Below are 25,191 nucleotides of genomic sequence, written 5' to 3'. Positions count from 1 at the left end.
TTTAATTGCCTAAATATATTTTCATAATTTGCTCACCCCACAAAAAGGCAATCCATCCTGCGATGGCAATATATGGGCCAAAAGCAAAAGGTTGATTTTCTTTACGCACTTTGAGCAGAATGATGCCGATAATGGCACCTACGAAAGAGGAAAGTAGCACAATCAGCGGCAGCAGCAAAGGGCCCATCCATGCGCCTAAAGCTGCAAGTAGCTTAAAGTCACCATAGCCCATGCCTTCCTTGCCCGTGATGAGCTTAAACAGATAGTACACGATCCATAAGCATAAAAAGCCAATGATGTAACCCCAAATGGCCGCTATTGGTGTGGTGTAAATCGCATAACTATTGACCGCTAAACCTAGACCTGCAAGGGTGAGGGTATAGCGATCAGGTAAAAGTTGAGTGTCAAAATCAATAAAGGTTAAGGCGATTAAAATATAAGTGAGTACGAGACCGAACAGCATTTGGATTGTTGGGCCAAATACTGCAACCACGACCAAAGCACAAATGGCGGTTAGGAGTTCAATCACAGGGTAGCGAATACTGATCGGGTTATGGCAAGTGCCACATTTTCCTCGTAGCAGGAACCAACTCATCACAGGGATATTTTGATACCAGTGTATGGCACTTTTGCATTTTGGACAGGTTGAGGCAGGCTTACTCAGCGTGAGTTTCGTTTCATCAATAATCGGCTGTTCAGGATGAAGCAGAAGTTGGCAGTCGGTACGCCATTCTTGTTCCATCATTTTTGGCGTGCGATAGATCACCACATTTAGGAAACTACCGATGCACAAACTAAAAACTCCAACGACGAAATAAATCGCCATTGGAGTATTGATAAGATAGGAAATTATTTCTTGCATTAAACCACAGAACCCATTTGGAAGATTGGTAGATACATGGCAATTACTAGGCCACCCACAAGTACACCCAAGACGGCCATAATCAGAGGTTCCATCATTGAGGTCAATCCATCCACCGCATTATCGACTTCATTTTCATAATGGGTTGCAACTTTATCCAGCATGGCATCGAGTGCACCAGACTCTTCACCAATGGCTACCATTTGTACTGCCATTGATGGAAATTTATTGGTGGCACGCATCGCGAATTGGAGTTGTTGCCCTGTTGCGACATCTTCACGGATTTTCATCACGGCTTCTTCATAGACCACATTGTTGGTTGCACCTGCGGTAGACTCTAGGGCATCAATTAAGGGCACACCCGCAGCAAAGGTGGTAGACAGGGTGCGACTATAGCGCGCGATAATTGCTTTATAGACTAAATCACCAAAAATCGGAGCTTTCAGTGCAGCTTTATCCAGCATGTCCCGAAATTTTTTACTGCGTTTTTTGGTTTCGAGTAAAGCAGTAATCACAATACCAACCACAATAATTAAAATGAACCAGTATTTCTGCATCCATTCAGACATATTTACCACCATTTGGGTGAATGCGGGTAAGTCTGCACCAAAGGAGCTAAAGAGTTCTTGGAAAACGGGGACGACTTTGACCATCAAAATAATGGTCACGATCACCGCAACCACAACGACAGCGGCTGGATATTTCATGGCCTTTTTAATTTTTTGTTTGAGCAATTCACTTTTTTCTTTATAGACCGCGACACGATCCAGCATGGTCTCAAGTGCACCCGATTGTTCGCCTGATTCAACCAATGAACAGAATAAGTTGTCGAAATGTTGCGGATATTTTTTGAGTGCTCCAGCAAAGGTATTACCACCCTCAACTTCGCCTTTAATGCCGAGGACAACTTCACGCATAGACGGGTTTTCCAAGCCTTCAGCAACGATTTCAAAGCCTTGTACCAGTGGTACACCCGCTTTCATCATGGTTGCGAGCTGTCTGGTGAAAATCGTGATGTCCAGTGTCGTCACTTTTTTCTTCATGATACCTTCAAGAATATTCTTTTTCTTTTCTCGAATACTTTTGATGGTAATCCCTTGTTTGCGCAAAGTAACTTTGGCGAGGGCAAGATTACGTGCAGGCAATTCCCCTTTAATTTTTGCCCCTTTACGATCAATTCCTTCATAATTGAAGGTTGGCATCATCTGTGCTTTTTTGATAGCCATGCATTTATCCTTATTCTTTCAATATTTCAACTATTCGCTGGTTACACGATTCACTTCTTGTAAGGAAGTGACCCCCTGCATAACCTTGAGTAAACCTGAACGACGTAAATTGTTAAATCCTAATTTTGCAGATGCTTCAGCAATCTGTAAGGCATTGCCATCTTCCATAATAATTTTTGAAATTTCTGGCGTGACTTTCATAACTTCATAAATACCAACACGTCCTTTATAACCTTCACGGCACTCAGCACACCCCACCGGTTGATAAACTTTGAAGTCTGGATCTTTGATATCTGTGGAAGTAAAGCCCATTTCGAGCAAGCTTTGTTCAGGAATATCGACAGCGGCTTTGCATTGGCTACATAAACGGCGTGCCAAACGCTGTGCAATCACCAAATTGACCGAGGTCGCAATGTTAAAAGAGGGAACCCCCATATTACGTAAGCGGGTCAGGGTTTCAGGTGCACTATTGGTGTGGAGTGTCGACATGACCATGTGACCTGTCTGTGCGGCTTTAATCGCGATTTCCGCTGTTTCAAGGTCACGAATCTCACCCACCATCACAATATCAGGATCTTGACGTAAGAAGGATTTCAGCGCAGCAGAGAAGGTGAGGCCGACTTTATTGTTCACATTGACCTGATTAATACCTTCTAGGTTAATCTCAACGGGGTCTTCCGCAGTTGAGATATTGGTGTCTTCTTTATTTAGAATATTCAAACCTGTATACAGCGATACCGTTTTCCCTGAACCTGTCGGGCCAGTAATTAACAACATGCCTTGGGGTTTGTCTAAAGCCTGCATAAATAGGTCTTTTTGATTTGGTTCATAACCTAAAGCATCAATCCCCAGCATAGCACTGGATGGATCGAGAATACGTAGAACCAGCTTTTCACCAAATAAGGTTGGAAGTGAGTTGACACGAAAGTCGATGGCTTTACTTTTTGACAGCTTTAATTTAATGCGGCCATCTTGTGGCACACGCTTTTCAGAGATGTCCATTTGTGACATGACTTTCAAACGTGAGGCAAGACGAGTCGCCAGTTGTAGTGGTGGGCTGGCAATATGACGCAGAACTCCATCTACACGATAACGAACGCGATAAGATTTCTCATAAGGTTCAAAGTGTAAGTCTGATGCGCCCATACGAATCGCATCAATCAATAATTTATTGATATATTTGACGATCGGAGCTTCATCGCCTTGAGGTGAGTCATCTTGTTCGTCATTGGAGTTCTGAGGGTCTTGCTCTAAGTCTAAATCAATATCTTCATCAGAAAATTCAAAGCTATCGGCTTGCGCGAAATTTTGTTCGATCAGTTTTTCAAGCTGAGGATGTTCAACAATAATTGCTTCAATGTTCATTTTAGAATTGAAGCGAATCGCGTCCATTGCATCCATGTTGGTCGGATTACTGGTGGCGATATAAAGGATATTGCCACGACGGTAAATCGGTAACACACGATGCTTTGTGATGAGTTTGTCTTCGACCAGATCCCGTAGGATTTGTACAGAATCATAGACACTTAAGTCAAAAACAGGCTCGCCAAACTCCAAAGAAATCGTTTCAGCGATCATTTGTGGAGCGAGTTTATGGTTTTCAATCAGATAAGGAACGATGTCTTGCTGAGCCTTTTTTGCAGAGAGCATTGCCTGCTGCATATTTTCAGCAGTCACGCGTCCGTCTTCGACTAAACGTCGAATGAAGCCTGTGAACTTAGGCAAACCATTTGATACTGACATTCCCCAGATCCTTAACTTCTCAATTGTTTATAATTGGTATCGTAAAATTATACTTTTGTTGCACAAAAATACCATATCTGAAAGTGTTGTCACCACCTTAATATCGATTAAAAGCATGAACTGGTCGTGATAGCAGGCGGTTTTTTTACAAAAAGATGTCTTTATTTTCACTCGTATTATTTTGATTGCCGAAGAAATTCTAGAAGAAAACTATCTTTGAAAAATAAATACCGTGTAGAATGAGGCCGTTTTAATGAACTGTTTTGAATAGGGTGCTGTATGTCGGGTTCGACGATTAAGCCATGGGTTGTCGGCAATTGGAAGATGAACCCAATGCAGGCAGATGCCAAGCAATTGCTTCATGAATTTAAACAGCTCTTGCAAGAGGATGAAATAGCAGAAGAAAAATGTAATATTGGGCTTGCGCCTGTGACACTTGCTTTGACTTCAATGCGGGCTGAATTGGCGAATGCCACACGTTCAGTTTTTACTGTGGCGCAAGATGTATCGCGTTTTGGAAACATGGGTGCATATACTGGTGAAGTGAGCGCAGAGCTACTTAAAGATAGTCAAATCGAATATGTTTTGATTGGTCACTCAGAACGTCGTGAATATTTTGCTGAAAGCGCGGCAATTTTAAATGCGAAAGCTCAAAATGCCTTAAATGCGGGTTTAAACGTCATTTACTGTGTCGGTGAAAGCTTAGAACAGCGTGAATCTGGTCAGGCAGAAGTGGTCGTTTTACAACAAATTTGTGACTTAGCCAGTGTGGTAACGGCAGAGCAGTGGCCTCATATTGTGATTGCCTACGAGCCGATTTGGGCCATTGGTACAGGAAAAACCGCTTCGCCAGAAGATGCACAAGCCATGCATGCTAAAATACGTGAAGGCCTCACGCAAATTACTAATCATGGCGCGAATATGGCCATTTTATATGGTGGTAGTGTAAAAGCTGAAAATGCAGTAGAGTTAGCGGCCTGTCCAGATATCAATGGTGCACTCGTCGGTGGGGCATCTTTAAATGCAACGTCGTTTTATAAAATTGTCGAAGCATTTGCAAATACAAAATAATTAGGAGTTCAGCATGCAAACTTTTGTGCTGGTAGTACATATTATCTTAGCTGTGTTGATGATCGTGCTGATTTTGGTCCAGCATGGTAAAGGTGCAGATGCTGGTGCTTCGTTTGGTGGTGGCGGTGCTGCAACTGTATTTGGTGCATCAGGTTCAGGTAATTTCTTGACCCGGTTGACTGCGGTTTTGACGGCCCTGTTTTTTATCACCAGTTTGTCACTTGCTGTGTTTGCCAAAAAGCAAACCACAGATGCCTATAGCTTAAAGTCAGTGCAAACGACAAGTTCTGCGCCTGCACAATCGACTGAAACTTCGCCAGCTGCACCTAAAACAAGCGAATAATTGGAATTAGTTCTTTCTTTTTTGTGACGATGCTACTAGAATGCGTCACAGCTGCGGTGGTGGTGGAATTGGTAGACACGCTACCTTGAGGTGGTAGTGCTTTCGGGCGTGGGGGTTCAAGTCCCCCCTTCCGCACCAACTTATGAATCCAGAAGATTAAGTTGGTGTATGCAGCAAATTCTGTTGATGCGGGATGGAGCAGTCTGGTAGCTCGTCGGGCTCATAACCCGAAGGTCGTTGGTTCAAATCCAGCTCCCGCTACCAATCTTACTTTAGAAGCAAACTAAGGTGAGTAACTTAAGTGATTAAGTTAAGAATATTTTTGCGTTTTGTTGCGGGATGGAGCAGTCTGGTAGCTCGTCGGGCTCATAACCCGAAGGTCGTTGGTTCAAATCCAGCTCCCGCTACCAATCTTACTTTAGAAGCAAACTAAGGTGAGTAACTTAAGTGATTTAAGTTAAGAATATTTTTGCGTTTTGTTGCGGGATGGAGCAGTCTGGTAGCTCGTCGGGCTCATAACCCGAAGGTCGTTGGTTCAAATCCAGCTCCCGCTACCAATTTGATTTAGGTGCAACTAAATCAGAGCAAGTACGAAGTATTTAGATTGAAAAATAGTTCATATTTGTATATAATTTTTGCACGTTGATGCGGGATGGAGCAGTCTGGTAGCTCGTCGGGCTCATAACCCGAAGGTCGTTGGTTCAAATCCAGCTCCCGCTACCAAGTTTCTAAAAAGAGGCTCACAACAAGGTGGGCCTTTTTGCACAGTGGATATTAATTTTCTGTGCAATAATTGGGGCGATTACGCCCTTTTTTATTGGCTATCGTGTAGTGTCGATGTGAGCCGGATACGGTGAAAGTCAAAGTGTCATGTTCCACTACTACTATAGTTTGTATCGGCTTGTAGTGGTCTGTTTCGGCCATTGAATCGCACAAAAATGACGAGAGTAAATGAAGCTATCAAATAAAACTCAAGCACTCCAAGACTTAATTGCTCCTGCAGTGCAAGCCTGTGGTGTTGATCTTTGGGGGATTGAATTCCTCCCTCAAGGAAAACGTTCTTTATTGCGCATTTATATCGACAAAGCTGTCGACGAAAATGCAGAACCCATCATCAATGAAGATGGTGAAGAAGAGCAGGGCCGTGGCATCGGCGTACAAGACTGTGTACGCGTGACCCAGCAAGTCGGCGCAATGATGGATGTCCATGATCCAATTTCAGGTGAATATGCACTTGAAGTGTCATCTCCGGGTTGGGATCGTCCATTTTTCCAACTTGAACAATTACCTGCATACATTGGTCAACAGATCGCTTTCCGTTTGATCAGTGCGGTCGACAATCGTCGTAAATTCCAAGCTAAATTGGTTGCTGTAGATCTTGAAGCTGAAATGATTCAAGTCGAAGTGGAAAAGCAACAGGTGCTTGAAATCGATAGTAATAATATTGATAAAGCCAATTTGGTCTATCAAGATTAATTCATTTAATAAATAAGAATCTGAACGAATAGGTGGCTTATGGCACGTGAAATTCTTACCGTAGTTGAAACGGTTAGTAATGAAAAAGGTGTACCTCGTGAAGCGATTTTCGAAGCCTTAGAACAAGCGCTTGTTGCTGCGACTAAAAAGAAATTTTACGAAGGAACAAACTCTGAAGAAGCTCAGCTTCGTGTAGAGATTGATCGTAAAACGGGCGAATACAGCACTTTCCGTCAATGGGAAGTGGTTGCGGATGAAGATCATGAGATGCCAGCATGTCAAGATGCGATTTCTGATGTTGATCCTGCGCAATGGTCGATTGGTGATATTCGTGAGCTTGAAGTGCCTTCAATTGACTTCGGTCGTATTGCGGCGCAAATTGCAAAACAAGTGATTGTTCAAAAGATTCGCGAAGCTGAACGTGCGCTGATTGCAGATGCCTACGAGTCTAAAGTGGGTGAGTTGATCTACGGTGAAGTGAAAAAGCAAACCAAAGATGGCTTTATCATTGACTTAGGTGACAATGCTGAAGCGTATCTTGCACGTGAAGAAATGATTGCAAAAGAAATTTTGCGTCCGAAGCAACGTGTAAATGCGATTTTGTTTAATGTGAACCGTGAAGGCCGTGGTGCACAACTACAATTGTCACGTGCCAAGCCTGAAATGCTCATCGCTTTGATGAAGAAAGAAATTCCTGAAATTTCTGAAGAAATCATTGAGATTAAAGCGGCAGCGCGTCAACCCGGGGTTCGTGCTAAAATTGCTGTGAAAACCAATGATCATCGTATTGATCCAGTGGGTGCATGTATTGGTATGCGTGGTACGCGTATCCAAGCAGTTCAGCAAGAGTTGAACGGTGAGCGTATTGATGTTGTTGTATGGTCTGATGATCCTGCGCAGTACATTGCGAGTGCTTTAGAGCCAGCAGATGTATCGGGTATTGTGATTGATGAAGAAGAGCGTACAGCGGACATTATTTTCGCAACCAGCGATCAATTGGCGCGTGCGATTGGTTCACAAGGTCAAAACGTACGTTTAGCCTCTGAACTTACAGGCTACAAACTCAACATGATGCTTGAAGATGAGTATCATGCTCGTCAGCAAAATGAAGCACAACAATACTTAGACCTATTTGTATCGCGTCTAGATATTGAAGAAGATTTGGCAATGGCATTGGTTGAAATGGGCTTTACTTCTTTAGAAGAGATTGCTTATGTTCCAGCTGAAACATTTGACGAAATCGAGCTAGATGCTGAAGTTGTTGAATTACTTCAAAGTCGTGCCAAAGAAGTTGCATTGGCTGATGCATTACAGCAGCAAGAAAATATCCAAGATCCAAGCGCGGAACTCGTTGCAATGGAAGGGATGACGCAAGAGATTGCTTATGCACTTGCAGCACGTGGTGTCATCACAATTGATGACTTGGCTGACCAAGCGACTGACGATATTGCTGATATTGAAGGTCTGGGTACAGAGAAAGCGGGTCAACTTATTATGAAAGCGCGCGAATCATGGTTTAACTAGGAGATCTACATGACGGATAAGACGATACAAGAGTTAGCTCTCAGTGTGAACCGCCCTGTTGAGAAGCTCCTAGAGCAGGTTCGTGATGCTGGTTTACCACAGCGTAAATCGGACGATATAATCTCTACTGAACAACAAGATGCCCTCGTGCACCATTTGAAGAAAATTCATGGTCAAGACGATGGTCAGGCAGGAAAAATCACGTTGAAACGTAAAACGACCAGTACCGCTAAAGTAGCGAGTACCTCAGGTAAGGCAAAAACGATTAATGTAGAAGTTCGCAAGAAACATACATTTACCAAGCCAGATCCAGAACAAATTAAAGCAGAAGCTTTGGCAAAAGCGCAAGCGGAGCAACAAGCTCGTGCGAACGTTCAAGCTATGGTTGAACCAAAAGCTAAAACTCCAGTAGTAAATAAAGCGGCTGCAAACTTTGAAGCGATGCGTGCTGCTGCAAAGCAAGAAACGACGAAGCAAGAAGTAGCAAAAGCTGCGGTAGTTGTGAAGCGTAAATCAAACAATAAGCCTGTGGTTAAAGCACAAGTTAAAGTTGTTGAAACACCTGAACAGAAAAAAGCACGTGAAGCTCAAGCCGCTCAATTAAAAGCGACTGAAGAAGCAGCACGTCGTAAGGCAGCTGAAGAAGCGCAGCAACGTACACTTGAGCAAATGCGTCAAATGGCATCTAAGTATTCTAACGAAGATGCAACTGCGACCATTCGTGTTGTGGATGATTCTCCACTTGCTGCGGGTCTAGTTGGCCAAGCATATGAAGATTCATTTGCGAAAGAAGACCGTGACATCAAACGTGGTACCAATACACCAAGTACACGTGCACCGAAAAAAGGTGGTCGTCGTGGTCAGGAAGAGCAAAGTTTCAGCAAGCAACCTAAACGTGGTCTGAAAACAAGTCAGGCTGGTAAACATGGTTTTGAAAAACCAGTTAAGAAACAAGTTTATGATGTTGAAATTGGCGAAACTATTGTTGTTGCAGATCTTGCAGCAAAAATGGCGATTAAAGTACGTGAAGTAATTAAATCACTCATGAAAATGGGTGAGCTGGTTACTCAGAACCAAGCGATTGAACAAGAAATTGCTGCATTGATCGTAGAAGAAATGGGTCATAACCCTGTTCTTGTATCGGATACGCAAGCTGAAGATAACTTACTTGAAGCAGCTGAAGGCGCACGTGGTGCTCAATCTACACGTGCACCAGTGGTGACCATCATGGGTCACGTTGACCATGGTAAAACATCGCTTCTTGATCGTATTCGTCGTGCGAAAGTTGCTCAAGGCGAAGCGGGCGGTATCACACAGCATATCGGTGCGTACCATGTAACAACGGACAAAGGTATGATCACTTTCCTTGATACCCCTGGACATGCTGCATTTACTGCAATGCGTTCACGTGGTGCGAAAGCGACTGATATCGTGGTTCTTGTTGTAGCAGCAGATGATGGTGTTATGCCACAAACTGCGGAAGCAATTGATCATGCACGTGCAGCTGGTACACCAATTATTGTTGCAATCAACAAAATGGATAAAGAATCGGCTGATCCAGATCGCGTATTGAACGAATTGACAGTAAAAGAAATCGTGCCAGAACAATGGGGCGGTGATGTACCTGTTGCAATGGTTTCAGCACATTCTGGTCAAGGTATCGATGAGCTTCTAGATTTGATTTCAATCCAAGCTGAATTGCTTGAATTGAAAGCATCTGAAGAGGGTGCTGCACAAGGTGTCGTGATTGAAGCACGTGTAGACAACAGCCGTGGTGCGGTAACGTCTATCCTTGTTCAAAACGGTACATTGAAAGTAGGTGACCTGGTTCTTGCGGGTGCATCTTACGGTCGCGTTCGTGCAATGACAGATGAAAACGGTAAACGTATTCAATCTGCAGGTCCTTCGATTCCAGTTGAAATTTTAGGTCTACCTGAAGCGCCAATGGCGGGTGATGAAGTTCTTGTTGTAAGCGATGAGAAGAAAGCACGTGAAGTTGCTGATGCGCGTATGGATCGTGAACGTCAAAAACGTCTTGAGCGTCAAAGTGCAATGCGTCTTGAAAATATCATGGCATCTATGGGCAAGAAAGATGTGCCTATCGTCAATGTGGTATTGAAAACTGATGTACGTGGTACATTGGAAGCATTACATGTTGCTCTTGCTGACCTTGCAACAGACGAAGTTAAAGTTCGTATCATTGGCTCAGGTGTTGGTGCGATCACTGAATCTGACGTGACACTAGCTGAATCTTCTGAAGCAGTTCTTCTTGGCTTTAACGTACGTGCGGATAACGCAGCGCGTCAAAAAGCGGATGCTGATGGCATCGATATTCGTTACTACTCAATCATCTATCAATTGATTGATGATGTGAAAGCAGCGATGAGCGGTAAGCTTGCTCCAGAACACCGTGAAACAATTCTGGGTGTGGCTGAAGTACGTGAAGTGTTCCACTCAAGTAAGTTTGGTGCAGCAGCAGGCTGTATGGTACTTGAGGGTATGTTACATCGTAATAAACCAATTCGTATCCTTCGTGATGACGTGGTTGTGTTCCAAGGTGAGCTTGAGTCTCTTCGTCGTTATAAAGAAGTGGTTGAAGAAGTTCGCGCAGGTATGGAATGTGGTCTTGCGGTGAAAGGTTATAAAGACATCAAAGAAAAAGACAAGATCGAAGTCTATGATGTTCAATTGATCAAACGGAGTCTTTAATGGCGGGTAGTCAACGTCTTAAGCGCATGGCGGATACAGTGCAACGTGAGTTGTCTGAACTGATTCGTCAAGAGTTGAAAGATCCACGCTTAGGTGGTCTCGTGACCATCTCTGCGGTGAAGGTTAGTCCAGACTTAGGTTATGCTGAAGTATATGTGACTGTGATGGGCCGTGAGCTTGGCGATGAGCAAAGTGAAGCAGCCAATAAAGAAACGCTAGATGTGCTGAACAAAGCATCTGGTTTCTTGCGTCACGAACTCGGCCGTCGTATTAAGACACGTATTACACCGCGTTTGCGTTTCCATTACGATAAAACCAATGCATATGGTAACTATATGTTTGGCCTGATTGCTGAAGCAGTGAAGGATTTACCCGCTGACGAAGCAAATAAAGATGATGAATAATTCAGTCTAACTGAATCAAAAAGCCACCTCCGGGTGGCTTTTTTTATAATTTTATATAGATAAAAATAGATAGAGATTTTAAAAATGTTGTATCTCAGCGAGCCTCAATTATTAGAGATCCGGAGTCTGGATCCGTTGAGAGAATCTAAATTTAAGTATAATTCTACTCGATGGCTGAGTTTGGATCAGAACTTGAAAAGTATTACAAAGGACTATTGTGATGATGATATTTCAAGAGAACAGGTCATTAAATGTTTTAGGGATTATTTTGATTGCAAAGTTAGTGTGGAGTCACCTTTTGTACTGACGATGATTTGGGGTTTTGCTGATATTGGTTATGGTACATTTAGGACGAATAAATATTATACTTCAGAGAATATGGAGCTCATGGAGTTGGCGTTCATGCATGTAAAAAGGAAGAATATTCAACAAGCCTATAGAACATTGAAGTTAATTAATGGTTTGAATATTAGCTATATTTCTAAATTACTCTATTTTTCAACTCGTGCTTTGGAACACTCGGATTATTGTTTAATTTTTGATATTCGAGTGGCTAGAGCCTTAATTAAACTGACTTGTCCGGCAACACTAGTGAATTTAATTGAGGTGACACTATCTAATAAGTTTGAACCTTATCATCAGTACAATGTTCAAATTAGCGCAACACCACCATGTCAATGCTGAAGCGCTAGAAAGTCATTTCTATATCCTTAACACCACAAGTGTTTAAAGACGATGTTCAGTGTCTTCATGCTTATTGCTAAAAGCTCTGCGGCGGGTGCGTTGCCAAGGCAGTGGGCGATTCAGTGCTTCTGGAACATCGCCACTCAGTGAGCGTAAGCGTAAATGTAGTGCCGCTTGCGCCATCAAATTCGCCGATACAGGTGCGGTTAAGAAGGCAAACAGCGTTAATAGCAGCTCAGCAAAACCAAAGCGTCCTTGGAATGCAGAATAGATCATTGCCGCGATCAAGAAGCTCCCTAAGCCTAAGGTACTGGACTTGGTTGGGGCATGCAGGCGCATGAATAAATCGGGCAGGCGCACCATTCCAATTCCTCCGACTAGCATGAAGAAAGTACCGATCAGGAGAAAAATTGAGACTAAAATTTCCATCGTAAGTTGCATCGATCTTGCTCCTAGTCAATCACATGACCTGAGGTGAAGTAGCGCGCTAAAGCGGCTGTAGAGACAAAGCCGAGCATCGCAACCAAAAGAGCACCTTCAAATAATGAAGTGCTGGCCCAGTAAATGCCTAAAATAATAATGAGGCAGATTGCATTTAAAAAGAGTGTATCGAGTGCTAAGAGTCTATCTACAATCGATGGGCCGATGATTAAGCGAATTAAGCACAGCAACATTGAAATGGTGACGGCGATTAAACAAATCCCGAGGGCATAAGGCAAAATAGTCATGCTTTGTCTCCTGCTTCGACACCAAAAATTTGCATCAACGGTTTTTCATAACGCGCTTTGATATTTTCAATCTCGGCATTTTCATCATCGGTGCTGAGGGCGTGAACTAAAATGTCCCCACGATCTTGATCGATGCCTGCTGAAACAGTGCCTGGTGTGGTGGTAATAATCATCGCCAGTAAGGTGTTTACTTCCTCATGTTGTGTTTCCAGCGGAACGCGAAACCATTTGGGTTGTAGACGATCAATTGGGCCGAGGACCAATTTAGCCACTTGAATATTCGACACCACAATGTCGTATAACACCACAAAAAATAGTTTCAGCGCCGCTTTCCATTCAATATTTGGAGTGTAAGTAATGAATGGTCTGATCAGACGCGGAATAAAAATAGCCAGTAAAAATGCCATCACTAAGCTGGCTGCATCGACACTATGTGCCAACATCACCCAGCTCAGCGCAACAATCACCGAGACAAAAGGGTGGGGTAACCAACGCTCCAAAAACGACGTTTTTTTCATGTTTAAGGCTCCACCATCGGTTGTAGGCTTTCAGCATCGGGATTCACTTCAGCCTGTTGTTGCTGTTGCATTTGGCGTTTTTTGTATTCGGAAATATGTTCGCCTTCCAGTGTTTCTTCTGAAATTAAATATGGAATCAAATGTGCATTTGGATCCATCCGTTCGCCACCATATTTGGTTTCAGGTAAATTTTCACTGTCGAAAGGTTGTACGCTAATGGTCTGTCCATGCTCATCAGTTTTGAGTAAAGTCTGTTCGTAGAGCGCATTATTTTGGATTTGCTCAGCCGTTTGGTAAGTGTACTTTTGAATCGGACCTGCAAATACCATATAAGCCATTAAACCTACCAACAATAGATAAATGGTTTTGTCATTGCGCTTCGGCGCTTGTTCAGGCAAAGCTTGGTACGCGGCATAAGCAGCTTCATCAGGGTTGTCTTCTGGTTTGGTTGCGCGCCAAAAAATCACGAAACCCACACGTGTAAACGCAATAATACTCAAGAGACTGACCACTAGAATTGTGATAATAATCAGCAATTGATACGGTGAGTGTGCGGTGGCTTGGAGAATAAATACTTTGCCTAAGAAACCACTAAAGGGTGGTAAACCTGCCATCATCAAGGCAATGGTGAAATAGGTTAACGCCACTATCTTATGTTGTTTCATTTGCGGTGCAATTTTAAAATGGTCTTTAAACTCATCACGTTGAGAGGTAATCCAACCACTTAAAATGTAGAAAGCTGCCGCAATAATGGTACTGTGCACCAAATAATACAGTGCCGCTGCCCATGCCAAGGTATTGAACAGGGAAATGGCGATTAAAATCGTGCCCACAGAAGATAAAATCATAAAGCCAATGAAACGACGTAAGCGTTCCGCGCCCATCGCGCCAATCACACCATAGACTGAGGTAATTAAACCAATCGGCAATAAAATGTATTGCAGGATTTCACGGCTAATTGCATCGTCAAATACGGTTCCATTAACACGTAAAATGGCATAAATACCGACTTTGGTCATGATGGTGAACAGAGCCGCTACAGGAGTGGTCGCGACCGCATAGGTTTTCGGTAGCCAAAAACCGACAGGTAGCATGGCTGCTTTAATGCCAAAGACTGTAAATAACAATAGTCCACCAGCAACCGCGATACGATGTTGATCGCCTTCCAATAGAGGCATCAAACGTGCAACATCCGCCATATTGAGGCTGCCGACGCTGCCATAAATCATGCCAAGGCCAATCAGAAACAGAGCTGATGCCAACAGGTTAATGGTGACATAGTGAATGCCGAGTTGAAAACGCGCTTTGCCTTGGCCATGCAGTAACAAAACATAAGAGGCCATCAACAAAATTTCAAAGAATACGAACAGGTTAAATAAGTCGCCTGTCAGGAAGGCACCGGTTAGCCCCATCAGTAGGAAATGGCACATGGCATGGAAATAACGGCCACGTTCATCCCATTCTTTACTGGCGAACCACATCACTGGAACAGCTAAGCTGTAGGTTAAAACCAGCATCAGGGCAGACAGTTGGTCGAGGACCAAAACAATACCAAATGGTGCAGCCCATTCACTCAGGTTATAAACACTGATTTGCCCAGAGCTGGCAAAGATCAGATAGTTTACTGCTGTAAATAAGCCCAACAGGCCTGAGGTATAACTAATGCCTCGACGCCAAGGTTGTCGCCAGTCTTGTGCTAAAGAACCTGATCCTGGATTACCCAGTAACACCAAAATAAAGGCAGTAATGGCAGGAATTAAAATACTAAAAATTGGGGTGTGTTCGGTCCAAAATTGGATGAAGTCATTCATTATGGCTCATCCTCACGTGGGTCAATTTGTGGTATTTCTTCTTTAGAGTCAACGTGGTCGGTTCCTGTTTCATAACGACTGCGTAAAGCCAGTTGTACAATAAACGCCGTGGTGGCAAAGCCAATCACAATCGCGGTTAACACCAAGGCTTGTGGCAAAGGGTCAGTGGCTTTGCTGGCTTCCGTGAGTACCGCGGGTGCATTAAGTTGAAGTCGCCCCATGGCAAATAAAAATAAATTGACGGCATAACCAATCATGGCCAAGCCAAGTACCACAGGGAAGGTACGGGCACGCAAAATCAGATAGATGCCTGTGGCAGTCAACAGACCAATAGCGGAGGCAAGTAACAGTTCTAAACTAATCATATTAATCCCCCTTTGGTACTGGACCAGACATACTAGAGTGACGCGAGTCCCCAAGTACTGAAATAAGTAGCATGGTTGCACCTACGACCGTGATATAAACCCCGACATCGAACAGTGCAGCTGTCGCTAGGTGCATTTCACCTAAGATCGGTGGCGACACATAAAAGTGTGCACTGGTGAGGAAGGGACGTCCCCAGAACCATGCGCCTAAGCCTGTTAATCCTGCAATGACCAGACCTGTTCCAATCCAGATTTCATACAAACGACCAGACTTGGCTTTGAGCAGTTGTTCTGCATGATCTTGACCGAGTGCCATGTACTGAATAATCAAGGCCAAAGCGGTAATTAGACCCGCGATAAACCCGCCCCCAGGCAGATTGTGTCCACGCAGGAAGATATACAGACTGACTACCAATGCAATAGGTAAAATCCAAGATGCGCTAATGCGAAGCATCAATGGCGATGGATTAAAACGGTAACTGAGACCTTGGGTCATAGTCGTGCCGTGGGTACGCATACCATCCATTAGGCACAGCGCGCCAATGCCTGCAATGCCGAGGACTGTAATTTCACCGAAGGTATCGAAACCACGGAAATCGACCAAAATCACGTTGACCACGTTGGTACCGCCGCCTAATGGAATCGACTGCTGCATGAAGAACCATGAAATGGAGTTGTGATCACGGGTCAAGATGAGCCATGTGATCCATGCAATGCCGAGCCCGCCGCTAATCGCAATCAGGGCATCTCGCCAACGGCGTGAGACACTCGACTCATAGGGAGTGAGTTGTGGTAAAAGTGATAAACTCATCAATAACAGTACGGTGGTGACCACATCGACGGTGATTTGTGTCAAAGCCAAATCAGGCGCAGAGAAGCAGATAAAGACCATAGTCACGACTAAACCAATCGCACCGCTGATCAATACTGCTTTAATCCGTTCGTGGTGGAACCACAACATCATCCAGCAAGAAGAGAATAACAGTAGCCACAATACAATCGCTAAAGCAGGGGCATGGGTAAGTTCACGGGTACCTGTGGTCAGCCCTTGTCCTAAAAATGGAAGTGAGACTACGGCAATACTGAAGATCACAATCCAGAGAATATAGCTTTGTAATTTACCGTTTTCAGTCAATCGTTTAAATTTGCGCGAGTTGAGCAGGAGTGACTTGAGGAATAAGTCAAAGGCAACTCGACCTTGTAGACGACCTAAATATGGATCAAGATCAATTTCTCGAATTTTGCCACCCTTCGCTAGACTGAAATAGAAAATCAGACCGCCGACCAAGGCAATAGCACTCATCAACAATGGCATGTTAAAACCATGCCATAGAGCAAGATGTGTGCCTTCAAAATTCATCACTTGGGTGCTGGCACGTGCTGTACTGTTGACGATGTTTTCAACCAATAGGGCAGGGAATAAGCCGACTAAAATACACAGAAACGCTAGTAAAGTAGCTGGTGCACGCATGCCAAACGGCGGTTCATGTGCATCCTTGTTCGGAACTTGTTTGCCCACTGGGCCATCGAAGAAAACCCCATGCACCAAACGCACAGAGTAAGCCACTGCAAAAATCCCCGCCAGTGTCGCGACAATTGCCGAGCAGATGAGCACAGGGCCAGATAGATTGCTAAGCAGCTCAGTAAAGAACATTTCCTTAGATAAGAAACCGTTGGTCAAGGGCACGCCGGCCATCGATGCTGCAGTGACCATCGTCAAAGTGGCCGTATAAGGCAACAGTTGCCATAACCCACTAAGCTTGCGTAAATCACGTGTGCCTGACTCATGATCGATAATACCTGCGATCATGAACAGCGCTGCTTTAAAGGTGGCATGGTTAATAATATGGAAAATAGCCGCAGCCACAGCCAATGGTGATCCGATCCCCAAGAGACACATGATCAAGCCGAGATGGCTGATGGTTGAATAGGCCAATAAACCTTTTAGGTCTTCTTTAAAGATGGCAAAAAACGCAGCCATACACAGGGTAAACAAGCCAATAAAGGTGACCAAATTGTGGAACAGTGCTGCACCTGCAAAAATAGGTAACAGTCGTGCCACCAAGAAAATGCCCGCTTTTACCATGGTTGCTGAGTGTAAATAAGCAGACACGGGGGTCGGGGCTGCCATCGCGTTAGGTAACCAAAAATGGAATGGAAATTGCGCACTTTTGGTAAAAGCACCGAGTAAAATCAGCAGCAACGTAGGAACAAATAAAGCATGACTTTGAATTTGTGCTGTCATCGTCAAGATTTGATCAATCTCGTAGGTGCCTGTGATTTGGCCGAGCAAGATGAAACCACCTAGCATGGCTAATCCGCCCATACCCGTAATGGTCAATGCCATGCGTGAGCCACGTTGCGCCGCATCGTAATTGCTCCAATAACCGACCAACAGAAAAGAGGAGATACTGGTCAACTCCCAAAAAACGAGGAGTAAAATTAAATTATTGGAGAGTGAAATCCCGAGCATGGCTGCCATGAACAACATGAGCAGTAGATAGAGTTTGTTGAGAGAATTTTTTGGGCCTAAATAAAAATAGGCATAAATATAAATGAGCGTTCCGATGCCACTAATCAGTAAGGCAAAGAGGAGGCCTAATGCGTCTAGACGGAAGCTGAAGTCAATTCCAAGCTGCGGCAACCATGACCACGACTGCATAATGACAGCGCCATTAAACACCTCTCGTGCTTGGGTCAGTAATAAGCCTAAACTTGTCATACTGACCCCAACAGCTGCGAAGGCGGTTAGCCTGCGTGAGCTCTGCTTCAGTAATGAGACAAGGGTTGTGCCAAGTATTAACGGTAACAATATAATAATCGGTAGCACACTCGTTTCCATTGTCGTGAATAGGTCAAAACCTATTGGTGAATCTCATCTTTCAAGGATTACAGGACTGCAAAGAGCAGCCCAAGAGTTTCAATCTTGAAAGCCAATGTGAAATTTAAAAATAATGAAGTTGTGTTGCGCAACTCATGAAGCGTTATAGCAAAATCCGATTTCAGTTAGAAATTTGCAAGTAAAACCGATCATATAACATGACTAAAACAACATCAATCTTTTTTGCGCTGACGCAAAACATTATACCCGTGATGGTCGTTTCTTGGTGGATGGTAGGCACTTTCTCAGTGCAAGAAATGTAAAAAAGCGACCATTGGTCGCCTGTTTTTGAGGGTTGAAATAGATGTGCTTATGAAGCTGGCTAAGTTAATGGATTTGCCGATGAGGCATCATCCTCAGCACTGAGTAAAGCAATCAAATGTTGTTGCTGTTCGGGAGAGAGTTGTTGTTGAATCTGTGTGAATAATTCAGCCACACTTAAATCTTGGGGTTCAGCCGCAATCGGTTCGGTGCTTCCACTGGTCGCTTCATGATTGGCAAGGTTTTGGTAAATTACATCGAACTGATGTTGCAGTGGTTCGAGTTGGATCGGACTTAATTGCTTATTTTCCAGTTTGAGGCATTGAAACTCACTGGCTTGTTCCAGCAACTCACTTCGGTTGCCTGAGGCGATAATTTGTAGTCGAGGAAAAGCCTGATTTAAACGTTTTAACATGACTTGCGCCATATTTTGATCCAATTGATGATCAATCGCGTCAATCAACAGTACGCCGTCACCTTCTAAACAAGGGAATAGGCTTTCAGGGTTGAGTAGGCATAAACGTCGCACAATATCGCCAACGAGCGCGACCCAGTTGCGAATACTATTGGAAAGCTGTTGATAGAGCATGCTGTTGCCATGGTAGCGCACCATCAGTTGTAACTTGGGATGATATTGCAGATAAAGATCTTCAATTTCGGGCAGAACGGTTGCTAACGCTTGCTTGAACGCTTGTAGGCTGGGTGACTGGATGTGTGCTTGAGCCTGAGTCAGTTTATAGCTTAAGGGGATATCGGGTGGCATACTTTTAGGCTGATGCAATATCGTTTGTAAAAACTGTGCAGTTTGGGCATTTTCAATATCGCTGATTTCACGAAACCACTCAAAGAAGCGTGCAAAGGTGGTATAGGGAATAGCTGAAATTTCATAGGCATGTGCATGTTGGAAAATCAGGGGATTGTTCTTGCTGAGAATATTCATCTCATTGACAAAACGTTCCGCAGGATAATACGCAATCAACGGCAAACCTTGCAGCGGATCTTGTAATGTTGCCTGCTGATATAGATTGACCAGTTGTTCGAGTTCCAAAGTTTCAACTCGACTGATGCCAATGCCTTGTTGGTTTAAGGTTTTGTAGAGTTGCCATGCATAGGGTTCGGGCGCAGTATCGGTTGCCGTAGGTTTGAGAGCATACAGCTCAGCGGGCACAGCAACTTGAATATCAATTTTGGACTGAAGGCGGTTCAGCATAATGTCGTGATCTAACATCACCACACCTGCAGAGCGTAAATCTTTATAACGGGCCGCAAACCAAGTCAGAGCCTGATAGCTAAAACGTAAGATTGAGGTCTTGCCTGAGGCTTGATCGCCTAAAATTAAAGTGACGGGTTTATCATGATAAGAAAAATCGACTTTAAGGTCAGCAAAATGCAGGATGTGTTTCAGGTGAATCGATTGAATTTTCATAGAACACCCGCAGCGGTTGTGACTATTTTTACATTCGACTATCCAGCAACTTTACGTAATGAGCTGGGCATTTGTTTTTTCAGCTGTTGCATCAGGTCGTAAATGTGATGGATATTTAAACTTACTTTAGCACGTGTACAGGCCACGTAAAGCAGTCTTAACTCTTCATCACTAATTTTATGGTCTTTGTCGTTGACCTTAAACTGATAATCATCTTCGATGTGAACGCGGTTCCACTCTAAGCCTTTGGCTTTGTGCGCGGTGGAAATAATATAATCCGCTTGTTCAATCGGCGTAATCTTCGCGAGGGCTTTTTTGAGTGGATCGGTGCCATGATCATCTACCAATTTCACTAAAGGCTTGATGTCGCTGCCGTCATTGGTTTCGCAGTATTCATGTACATCATGCCAAGAATTAAACCATGCCAGTTCAGGCACATCGGTGACGCGCTTGCCTTGTTTGAGCATCGCTGCGGCATCGACAAAGCGGTTCAGTTTGACATGGTCGGCTTGTAGGCTGACTTTGTCGCCATGAACTAATCCTGAGAGTAGCAGTTCCATGGCGCGCGCATTGGTGCGACATAAGATCGCATCGCGCATTTTGGTATGAGGTTTGTTGACCACTTTGGAGTTGAGCAGAGGGTTGCCCATGAGCGGTACGGTTTCATTCAAGGCGCCTAAAATGGCATTGGCATGCAATGCAATCTCTTCACCAAAACGAAACGAGGTGGTGAGACGGGACTCAGGCAAAGGCAGTTGTTGCATGGCATTGACTGCACCGCGCCATGCATAAATCTGTTGGTGTGCATCACCGACATAGATCACTTGTGTATTGCGCTGTTTCAGTAAGATGCCCAACATCAGCGGATCGGCATCTTGTGCCTCATCAAACAACACATAGTCACTTGGGATATTGGGTTCAGACAGCGCCCACAGTTTTAAATAAATATCGTGACCAATCCCAGCCTGATGGTTGGGATCGATGGACTCTAACCAACGTCGTTCAATGGCAGGGTAGAGGTGCTTTTGTAGTGAATCGATATCATCGGGATGTAACCAACTCGGTGCTTGTAAATGTCGTGGTGCAGGATACTGAGAACTGGTTGAACAGAAGTGACTCACAGCATTCGCCACAAGGCTGGCCAAGCGTGATGGCATCAATACATATTTTTCATAACGTCCACCCATCATCCGTCTTAAGGTAATGGGTTCAAGGCGGTATTCTTTGGCGATAAAACTCGGACTTAAACGAGGCAGACGAAGTTTGTCCGTCACTCCACGTGGAACACTGCGAAAAGCAAGCGAGTGGAAGGTTCGGCAGTCGACATTGCCATGAAACTTCGTTTGTGCTTCACTGGCAATGGCTTTGTTGAATGCTAAATACATGCCTCGTCTTTGTGGCATGGCATCGCTAATCATTTGCAGTGTGGTGGTTTTACCTGTGCCTGCATAAGCAATTACTTTAAACGATTTGCCCAGACGTGCGTTATCAATGGCAATGGCTTGCTCATAAGTCGCGCTCGGTTTGATGATATTCGACACAGGCAATAAACTTAGTGGCTGCGGTTGGCTTTTTCAAGCAAACCAGAAAGCCCTTGACGACGTGCCAATTCATTGAGAACCACTTGAGGGTCTAGGTCGAAATAGCCTAAAACCACAATAGTATGGAACCAAAGGTCTGCCACTTCATAGATCAAGTCATTTTTATGGTCTTCATTGGCTTCAGACTTAAAGTCTTTCGCGGCAATCACTGTCTCAATGGCTTCTTCACCGACTTTTTCTAAAATTTTGTTGAGACCTTTGTGATACAGCTTTGCAATATAAGATGAGTCTGGATCTGCTGCTTTACGCTCAGCCATCATTTGACCGAGGTAGGATAAAACTTCAACTTGCTCAGACTGCGCCGTTGAAGCATTCATCGCCAATGTATGCGGATTTTTCGATTTTTCACCATAAATCGCGTTCGGGTCTTTGAGCTGTGCATCCACAATTTCCCAGCCATTTGGCGTGAGTTTACGGTAGAAGCATGATTCACGCCCTGTATGACAGGCAATCCCGCCATGCTGTTCAATTTGTAACACGATTACATCGGCATCGCAGTCGAGACGAATTTCATGTACGGTTTGAAAATGCCCAGACTCTTCGCCTTTGTGCCATAACTTGTTGCGTGAACGAGAGAAATACACGGCTTGGTTTTTCTCAGCCGTCAAAGCCAAAGCTTCACGGTTCATCCATGCCACCATCAAGACACGCCCCGTTTGATGATGCTGTGCAATGGCAGGGACTAAACCTTGTTCGTTAAATTTTACTTCATCGAGCCATTGCAAATTGTTCATGTTTCTTTCACCAAGCGAATAAATATTGAGAGTGTTACGATGTTAACGTAGCGCGCTATAGTCTACGTGATTTAAACAGAATAAAGGAGAAACTTTCTACAGTTATCTCACAGTGGCTTAATTGATGTATTTTAAAAATTCATCTATCCGTCACCCATCCAAAGCGGATGACGGTGATTGTCGTCGCATTCTACATAGAATGATTGTTTTGTTTTGCAATATCTTGATAGTTCATTTGGTTGAACATGCCTAATTTTAAACCTGAAATTGTCACCGCCATTTCTTTACGAAAATAGGGGATTCGATACATCCAAGCAAAGCTTAAATCACGTAAACCGCCCGCCCACCAAAGATCAGACTGGTAAAGCGGTGTGAGTAAGCGACTTAAAAATTGATAAAATGCAGTCGAACTCTGTCGATGCTGATGGTAAGTCTGCCAGAGTTGAACATAATCAATCCTTTCATTTTTTCTTGCGCTTTGAACCGCTTGCCCCAAAGCCCATGCATCCAAAAGGGCCATATTTGCACCTTGGCCGAGTTGTGGGCTCATGGCATGTGCTGCATCACCAATCACACCAATACGACCTTCACCAAACTTAGACATGACGACATCACGATAATTTGCAGTTAACCATTGTGGTTTTTGTTCAGGTTTGGCGATGACTTGTTCTAACCAATCCGCAGCAGGTTTCCAACGCTTAGACACTTCGTTTAGCCAGTCTGAGTGTGCTTGTGAATTGTGTAGAAAGTTATTCAGTTGATGGCTTGGAAGACTCCAAAACACACTCGATAGTCTTTGCTTGGGTTCATGTGGGACTGTACCTGTCGGTAAGATTCCCATCATCATTTTAGAGCGATCATGAAACTGATGTAAAATTTCTGTATCTAATTCAAGGCATTCAGGAACAATCGTCCATTTGGCTCCCCAAGGATAAGCTTGATCAACCTTCACCCATTCTTTGGGTCTTAAAAGGCTGCGTGCGCCATTGGCAATGATCACAGCATCAAAAGCTTGATCAAATGATTCACCATCTTTTGTACCCAAAACTTGGACTTGATTGGATGTTTCTTCTAATTTTTGAATGTTGGTATTCATATACGATGTAATGAGTTCAGGATATTCACGGCATTTATTTTCTAAAACATGGCATAACGTTGCTCGATGAATACCGACACCATAAAAATCAGGATGCGCTTGTTGATAATGGCTATTGACCAGTAAATTTCCACTCGGTAACTGACCTTTGAGTCCAGTGACTTTTGCACCCAGTCTTAAAATTTCATCTAAAAGGCCTAAATGCTCAAAAACAGCTAAACCAGAGGGCTGTAATAACAGTCCTGCTCCGACAGGTTCAAGTTCTGAGGCTTTCTCTAAAATACTGACTTGAATATTTTGTCGAGCCAGTAAAATCGCAGTGGCTAATCCTGCGGTTCCTGCACCGATAATGGCGAAGTGGGGGGAGTGATTAGGAATCATAGATCGAATGATTTAACCATTGTCTAAAATGAATGCGTAACGAATATCATCCGATTTTTTTAACTGGTCGATGTTGATTTGAATGAAATCCTCTAATGAGCTTGCAATAACACTTTTTTCCACGATTCATTTTGTAATTCAATGATTTGGCCATACTTTTCTTGTTCACTTGAAATTATTGTTAGCATAAAAAAATGTAATCTCGATTTTTCTTTATTTGGTCAGATTAAACAAGATTACATTCATGCGCAAATTTTGTTTATAAATCTTGTATGACCTGTGCAAAATGCTGTTTTTCCACCATTTCCAAGAACTCATCGCCTAAGCGCTGACTTTCAGAAATACATTGGTTCCACATTTGAATGCGCTGTTTTTGGTCGAGCCCTTTGAGGGTGAAATCTTTACGATCGGGCAGGCGTCCTAAAGGTAAGCTCCGTAAATAGTCTTGGGATGGAGACAGGAGTAGCGTACGGGCTTGGTTTTCAGGATTGGCGCGACGTTTAAACAGTTTATCAAACCACCCCGGCGTAATGCTGTCCGTAAAGTGAGGATAAAGCACAATGCCTTGACTCTCAAAAGGCAGATCGATGTGATAATCAATCAGACCACCATCACGATAACTGCCTTGTGGTGCATCTGGAATATCGCGAATTGCGGCCATCACGCCTGGAATAGAGGCTGAGGCAATCAGCCAAGGCAGAACGTTTGCAGCGGTGAGACTGTGATAATGAGTGAGAAAATCATCTTCCACTTTAAATTGTTTACCATTACTGGGCTGACTAATCACCCGTTGCATAAAGTGGCGGCTATGTTTCCGTGCAACAGCGGTTGTGCCGATGATACCTGCTACAGAAGCCAAGAGCGGCAGAACTTGGTCACTTTGGAAGATGTGCTGTGCTTTAATCGAGAGGACTGCAAGGTGGTAGTCTGGATGATCTACTAGTTCCTCTTCCTTACCTTGCACCAAGTCGAGCAGCATGCCACGGCAAATATCACTGACTTCTTGACGCTGCATTTTTTTGTCAAAATAGAGATTGGTATAGAGTTCACCTAAACGTTCGGTACCTGCTTTTGCACCGTGCGCTAAGATGCTGGCAAAGCGCCAACTGCCAATGGAAGAACCAATCAAAGTCCGTCTTTGTGGTGCACGGGCAAAGAATTCACCAAAAATGGCTTGGTCTAAACCTTGAATCCCGATCCCTTTGGGCCCACCTGCGGCACCGGGTACAATATCGACCTGCTCAGCTTGTAAGCCTTCGCTTTGAATGAGTTGACGTGCTAATTTACCTGCACGAATGCTTAAAGCTGGAGGGTGTTTATGCAGGATTTGAGTCATCGTGATCATTC

Annotated in this window: 21 protein-coding genes and 5 tRNA genes; 12 read left to right on the top strand and 14 right to left on the bottom strand. The window is 43.9% G+C overall.

Annotation, left to right across the window (positions count from 1 at the left end; translation table 11 throughout):
- Nucleotide 1 precedes the first annotated feature (1 nt).
- From RR876_RS13580 to pilB, 3 genes are read right to left on the bottom strand one after another with little or no spacing between them, the layout of a single operon-like run.
- Nucleotides 2-862, bottom strand: coding sequence for an A24 family peptidase (locus RR876_RS13580; protein WP_332478267.1), 861 nt, complete (start codon nt 860-862; stop codon nt 2-4).
- Nucleotides 862-2,088: a type II secretion system F family protein gene (locus RR876_RS13575; RefSeq protein WP_332478268.1), complete on the bottom strand. Its 1,227-nt coding sequence runs from the start codon at nt 2,086-2,088 to the stop codon at nt 862-864. Before RR876_RS13575 ends, RR876_RS13580 begins: the two co-directional genes overlap by 1 nt.
- A gap of 30 nt (nt 2,089-2,118) precedes the next feature.
- A complete protein-coding gene (gene pilB, locus RR876_RS13570) occupies nt 2,119-3,831 on the bottom strand; it encodes a type IV-A pilus assembly ATPase PilB (RefSeq protein ID WP_332478269.1) in 1,713 nt (570 codons plus the stop codon).
- 279 nt (nt 3,832-4,110) lie between these two features.
- Here pilB and tpiA point away from each other — a divergent pair, with 279 nt between their 5' ends.
- From tpiA to RR876_RS13510, 12 genes are all read left to right on the top strand, one after another.
- Nucleotides 4,111-4,902: a triose-phosphate isomerase gene (tpiA, locus tag RR876_RS13565; protein ID WP_332478270.1), complete on the top strand. Its 792-nt coding sequence runs from the start codon at nt 4,111-4,113 to the stop codon at nt 4,900-4,902.
- 13 nt (nt 4,903-4,915) lie between these two features.
- A complete protein-coding gene (gene secG / locus RR876_RS13560; RefSeq protein ID WP_004692710.1) occupies nt 4,916-5,245 on the top strand; it encodes a preprotein translocase subunit SecG in 330 nt (109 codons plus the stop codon).
- A gap of 53 nt (nt 5,246-5,298) precedes the next feature.
- Nucleotides 5,299-5,383 (top strand) — tRNA-Leu (locus RR876_RS13555).
- Between the two features lie 49 nt (nt 5,384-5,432).
- Nucleotides 5,433-5,509 (top strand) — tRNA-Met (locus tag RR876_RS13550).
- Nucleotides 5,510-5,578: 69 nt separating this feature from the next.
- Nucleotides 5,579-5,655: transfer RNA gene (locus RR876_RS13545), tRNA-Met, on the top strand.
- A 70-nt stretch (nt 5,656-5,725) separates the two neighbouring features.
- Nucleotides 5,726-5,802, top strand: a tRNA-Met gene (locus tag RR876_RS13540).
- A gap of 89 nt (nt 5,803-5,891) precedes the next feature.
- Nucleotides 5,892-5,968 (top strand) — tRNA-Met (locus RR876_RS13535).
- Nucleotides 5,969-6,196: 228 nt separating this feature from the next.
- Nucleotides 6,197-6,721: a ribosome maturation factor RimP gene (rimP, locus tag RR876_RS13530; protein WP_004692708.1), complete on the top strand. Its 525-nt coding sequence runs from the start codon at nt 6,197-6,199 to the stop codon at nt 6,719-6,721.
- 39 nt (nt 6,722-6,760) lie between these two features.
- On the top strand, nt 6,761-8,245 hold the full coding sequence (gene nusA, locus RR876_RS13525) for a transcription termination factor NusA (protein ID WP_004692706.1): 1,485 nt from the start codon (nt 6,761-6,763) through the stop codon (nt 8,243-8,245).
- Nucleotides 8,246-8,254: 9 nt separating this feature from the next.
- Nucleotides 8,255-10,954, top strand: coding sequence for a translation initiation factor IF-2 (infB, locus tag RR876_RS13520; RefSeq protein ID WP_332481919.1), 2,700 nt, complete (start codon nt 8,255-8,257; stop codon nt 10,952-10,954).
- Entirely contained in the window at nt 10,954-11,358 is a 405-nt protein-coding gene (locus RR876_RS13515; protein WP_004978763.1) for a ribosome-binding factor A, read from the top strand. The genes infB and RR876_RS13515 overlap by 1 nt, the downstream gene beginning before the upstream one ends.
- Before the next feature lie 192 nt (nt 11,359-11,550).
- Nucleotides 11,551-12,042: a hypothetical protein gene (locus tag RR876_RS13510; protein ID WP_332478273.1), complete on the top strand. Its 492-nt coding sequence runs from the start codon at nt 11,551-11,553 to the stop codon at nt 12,040-12,042.
- 42 nt (nt 12,043-12,084) lie between these two features.
- On the opposite strand, the gene RR876_RS13505 is transcribed toward RR876_RS13510, so the two are convergent.
- The 11 genes from RR876_RS13505 to RR876_RS13455 all read right to left on the bottom strand — a co-directional run bounded on the left by RR876_RS13505 (nt 12,085) and on the right by RR876_RS13455 (nt 25,180).
- The gene (locus RR876_RS13505; RefSeq protein ID WP_332478274.1) at nt 12,085-12,483 is read right to left on the bottom strand and encodes a Na+/H+ antiporter subunit G; all 399 of its coding nucleotides are present in this window, start codon (nt 12,481-12,483) and stop codon (nt 12,085-12,087) included.
- An 11-nt stretch (nt 12,484-12,494) separates the two neighbouring features.
- Nucleotides 12,495-12,770, bottom strand: coding sequence for a monovalent cation/H+ antiporter subunit F (locus tag RR876_RS13500; protein WP_004692700.1), 276 nt, complete (start codon nt 12,768-12,770; stop codon nt 12,495-12,497).
- Nucleotides 12,767-13,288, bottom strand: coding sequence for a Na+/H+ antiporter subunit E (locus RR876_RS13495; protein WP_004978767.1), 522 nt, complete (start codon nt 13,286-13,288; stop codon nt 12,767-12,769). The genes RR876_RS13500 and RR876_RS13495 overlap by 4 nt, the downstream gene beginning before the upstream one ends.
- Nucleotides 13,289-13,290: 2 nt before the next feature.
- On the bottom strand, nt 13,291-15,099 hold the full coding sequence (locus RR876_RS13490; RefSeq protein WP_332478275.1) for a monovalent cation/H+ antiporter subunit D: 1,809 nt from the start codon (nt 15,097-15,099) through the stop codon (nt 13,291-13,293).
- Nucleotides 15,099-15,464, bottom strand: coding sequence for a Na+/H+ antiporter subunit C (locus RR876_RS13485; RefSeq protein ID WP_004692695.1), 366 nt, complete (start codon nt 15,462-15,464; stop codon nt 15,099-15,101). The genes RR876_RS13490 and RR876_RS13485 overlap by 1 nt, the downstream gene beginning before the upstream one ends.
- A 1-nt stretch (nt 15,465) precedes the next feature.
- Nucleotides 15,466-18,306 (bottom strand): monovalent cation/H+ antiporter subunit A, encoded by a 2,841-nt coding sequence (locus RR876_RS13480; RefSeq protein ID WP_332478276.1) that lies wholly within the window; start codon nt 18,304-18,306, stop codon nt 15,466-15,468.
- A gap of 361 nt (nt 18,307-18,667) precedes the next feature.
- Nucleotides 18,668-20,032 (bottom strand): AAA family ATPase, encoded by a 1,365-nt coding sequence (locus RR876_RS13475; RefSeq protein ID WP_332478277.1) that lies wholly within the window; start codon nt 20,030-20,032, stop codon nt 18,668-18,670.
- 38 nt (nt 20,033-20,070) lie between these two features.
- Nucleotides 20,071-21,573 carry an AAA family ATPase gene (locus tag RR876_RS13470; protein WP_078388536.1) on the bottom strand — a complete coding sequence of 501 codons (1,503 nt, stop codon included), beginning with the start codon at nt 21,571-21,573 and terminating at the stop codon, nt 20,071-20,073.
- Nucleotides 21,574-21,584: 11 nt separating this feature from the next.
- A complete protein-coding gene (hisIE, locus tag RR876_RS13465) occupies nt 21,585-22,367 on the bottom strand; it encodes a bifunctional phosphoribosyl-AMP cyclohydrolase/phosphoribosyl-ATP diphosphatase HisIE (RefSeq protein WP_332478278.1) in 783 nt (260 codons plus the stop codon).
- A 190-nt stretch (nt 22,368-22,557) separates the two neighbouring features.
- Entirely contained in the window at nt 22,558-23,844 is a 1,287-nt protein-coding gene (locus RR876_RS13460; RefSeq protein ID WP_332478279.1) for an NAD(P)/FAD-dependent oxidoreductase, read from the bottom strand.
- Between the two features lie 259 nt (nt 23,845-24,103).
- Nucleotides 24,104-25,180 (bottom strand): patatin-like phospholipase family protein, encoded by a 1,077-nt coding sequence (locus RR876_RS13455; protein ID WP_332478280.1) that lies wholly within the window; start codon nt 25,178-25,180, stop codon nt 24,104-24,106.
- Nucleotides 25,181-25,191: the final 11 nt, after the last annotated feature.

Origin of the sequence: Acinetobacter sp. (genome assembly GCF_036666595.1) — a bacterium.
In the GTDB taxonomy this organism is placed as follows: domain Bacteria; phylum Pseudomonadota; class Gammaproteobacteria; order Pseudomonadales; family Moraxellaceae; genus Acinetobacter.
This window is presented reverse-complemented; position numbering and strand designations above follow the sequence as displayed.

What these genes read in the sequence shown, in the direction of transcription:
- RR876_RS13580 (WP_332478267.1), bottom strand. Translation starts at nt 862, where the DNA reads ATGCAAGAAATAATTTCCTATCTTATCAATACTCCAATGGCGATTTAT.
- RR876_RS13575 (WP_332478268.1), bottom strand. Translation starts at nt 2,088, where the DNA reads ATGGCTATCAAAAAAGCACAGATGATGCCAACCTTCAATTATGAAGGA.
- pilB (WP_332478269.1), bottom strand. Translation starts at nt 3,831, where the DNA reads ATGTCAGTATCAAATGGTTTGCCTAAGTTCACAGGCTTCATTCGACGT.
- tpiA (WP_332478270.1), top strand. Translation starts at nt 4,111, where the DNA reads ATGTCGGGTTCGACGATTAAGCCATGGGTTGTCGGCAATTGGAAGATG.
- secG (WP_004692710.1), top strand. Translation starts at nt 4,916, where the DNA reads ATGCAAACTTTTGTGCTGGTAGTACATATTATCTTAGCTGTGTTGATG.
- rimP (WP_004692708.1), top strand. Translation starts at nt 6,197, where the DNA reads ATGAAGCTATCAAATAAAACTCAAGCACTCCAAGACTTAATTGCTCCT.
- nusA (WP_004692706.1), top strand. Translation starts at nt 6,761, where the DNA reads ATGGCACGTGAAATTCTTACCGTAGTTGAAACGGTTAGTAATGAAAAA.
- infB (WP_332481919.1), top strand. Translation starts at nt 8,255, where the DNA reads ATGACGGATAAGACGATACAAGAGTTAGCTCTCAGTGTGAACCGCCCT.
- RR876_RS13515 (WP_004978763.1), top strand. Translation starts at nt 10,954, where the DNA reads ATGGCGGGTAGTCAACGTCTTAAGCGCATGGCGGATACAGTGCAACGT.
- RR876_RS13505 (WP_332478274.1), bottom strand. Translation starts at nt 12,483, where the DNA reads ATGCAACTTACGATGGAAATTTTAGTCTCAATTTTTCTCCTGATCGGT.
- RR876_RS13500 (WP_004692700.1), bottom strand. Translation starts at nt 12,770, where the DNA reads ATGACTATTTTGCCTTATGCCCTCGGGATTTGTTTAATCGCCGTCACC.
- RR876_RS13495 (WP_004978767.1), bottom strand. Translation starts at nt 13,288, where the DNA reads ATGAAAAAAACGTCGTTTTTGGAGCGTTGGTTACCCCACCCTTTTGTC.
- RR876_RS13490 (WP_332478275.1), bottom strand. Translation starts at nt 15,099, where the DNA reads ATGAATGACTTCATCCAATTTTGGACCGAACACACCCCAATTTTTAGT.
- RR876_RS13485 (WP_004692695.1), bottom strand. Translation starts at nt 15,464, where the DNA reads ATGATTAGTTTAGAACTGTTACTTGCCTCCGCTATTGGTCTGTTGACT.
- RR876_RS13480 (WP_332478276.1), bottom strand. Translation starts at nt 18,306, where the DNA reads ATGGAAACGAGTGTGCTACCGATTATTATATTGTTACCGTTAATACTT.
- RR876_RS13475 (WP_332478277.1), bottom strand. Translation starts at nt 20,032, where the DNA reads ATGAAAATTCAATCGATTCACCTGAAACACATCCTGCATTTTGCTGAC.
- hisIE (WP_332478278.1), bottom strand. Translation starts at nt 22,367, where the DNA reads ATGAACAATTTGCAATGGCTCGATGAAGTAAAATTTAACGAACAAGGT.
- RR876_RS13460 (WP_332478279.1), bottom strand. Translation starts at nt 23,844, where the DNA reads ATGATTCCTAATCACTCCCCCCACTTCGCCATTATCGGTGCAGGAACC.
- RR876_RS13455 (WP_332478280.1), bottom strand. Translation starts at nt 25,180, where the DNA reads ATGACTCAAATCCTGCATAAACACCCTCCAGCTTTAAGCATTCGTGCA.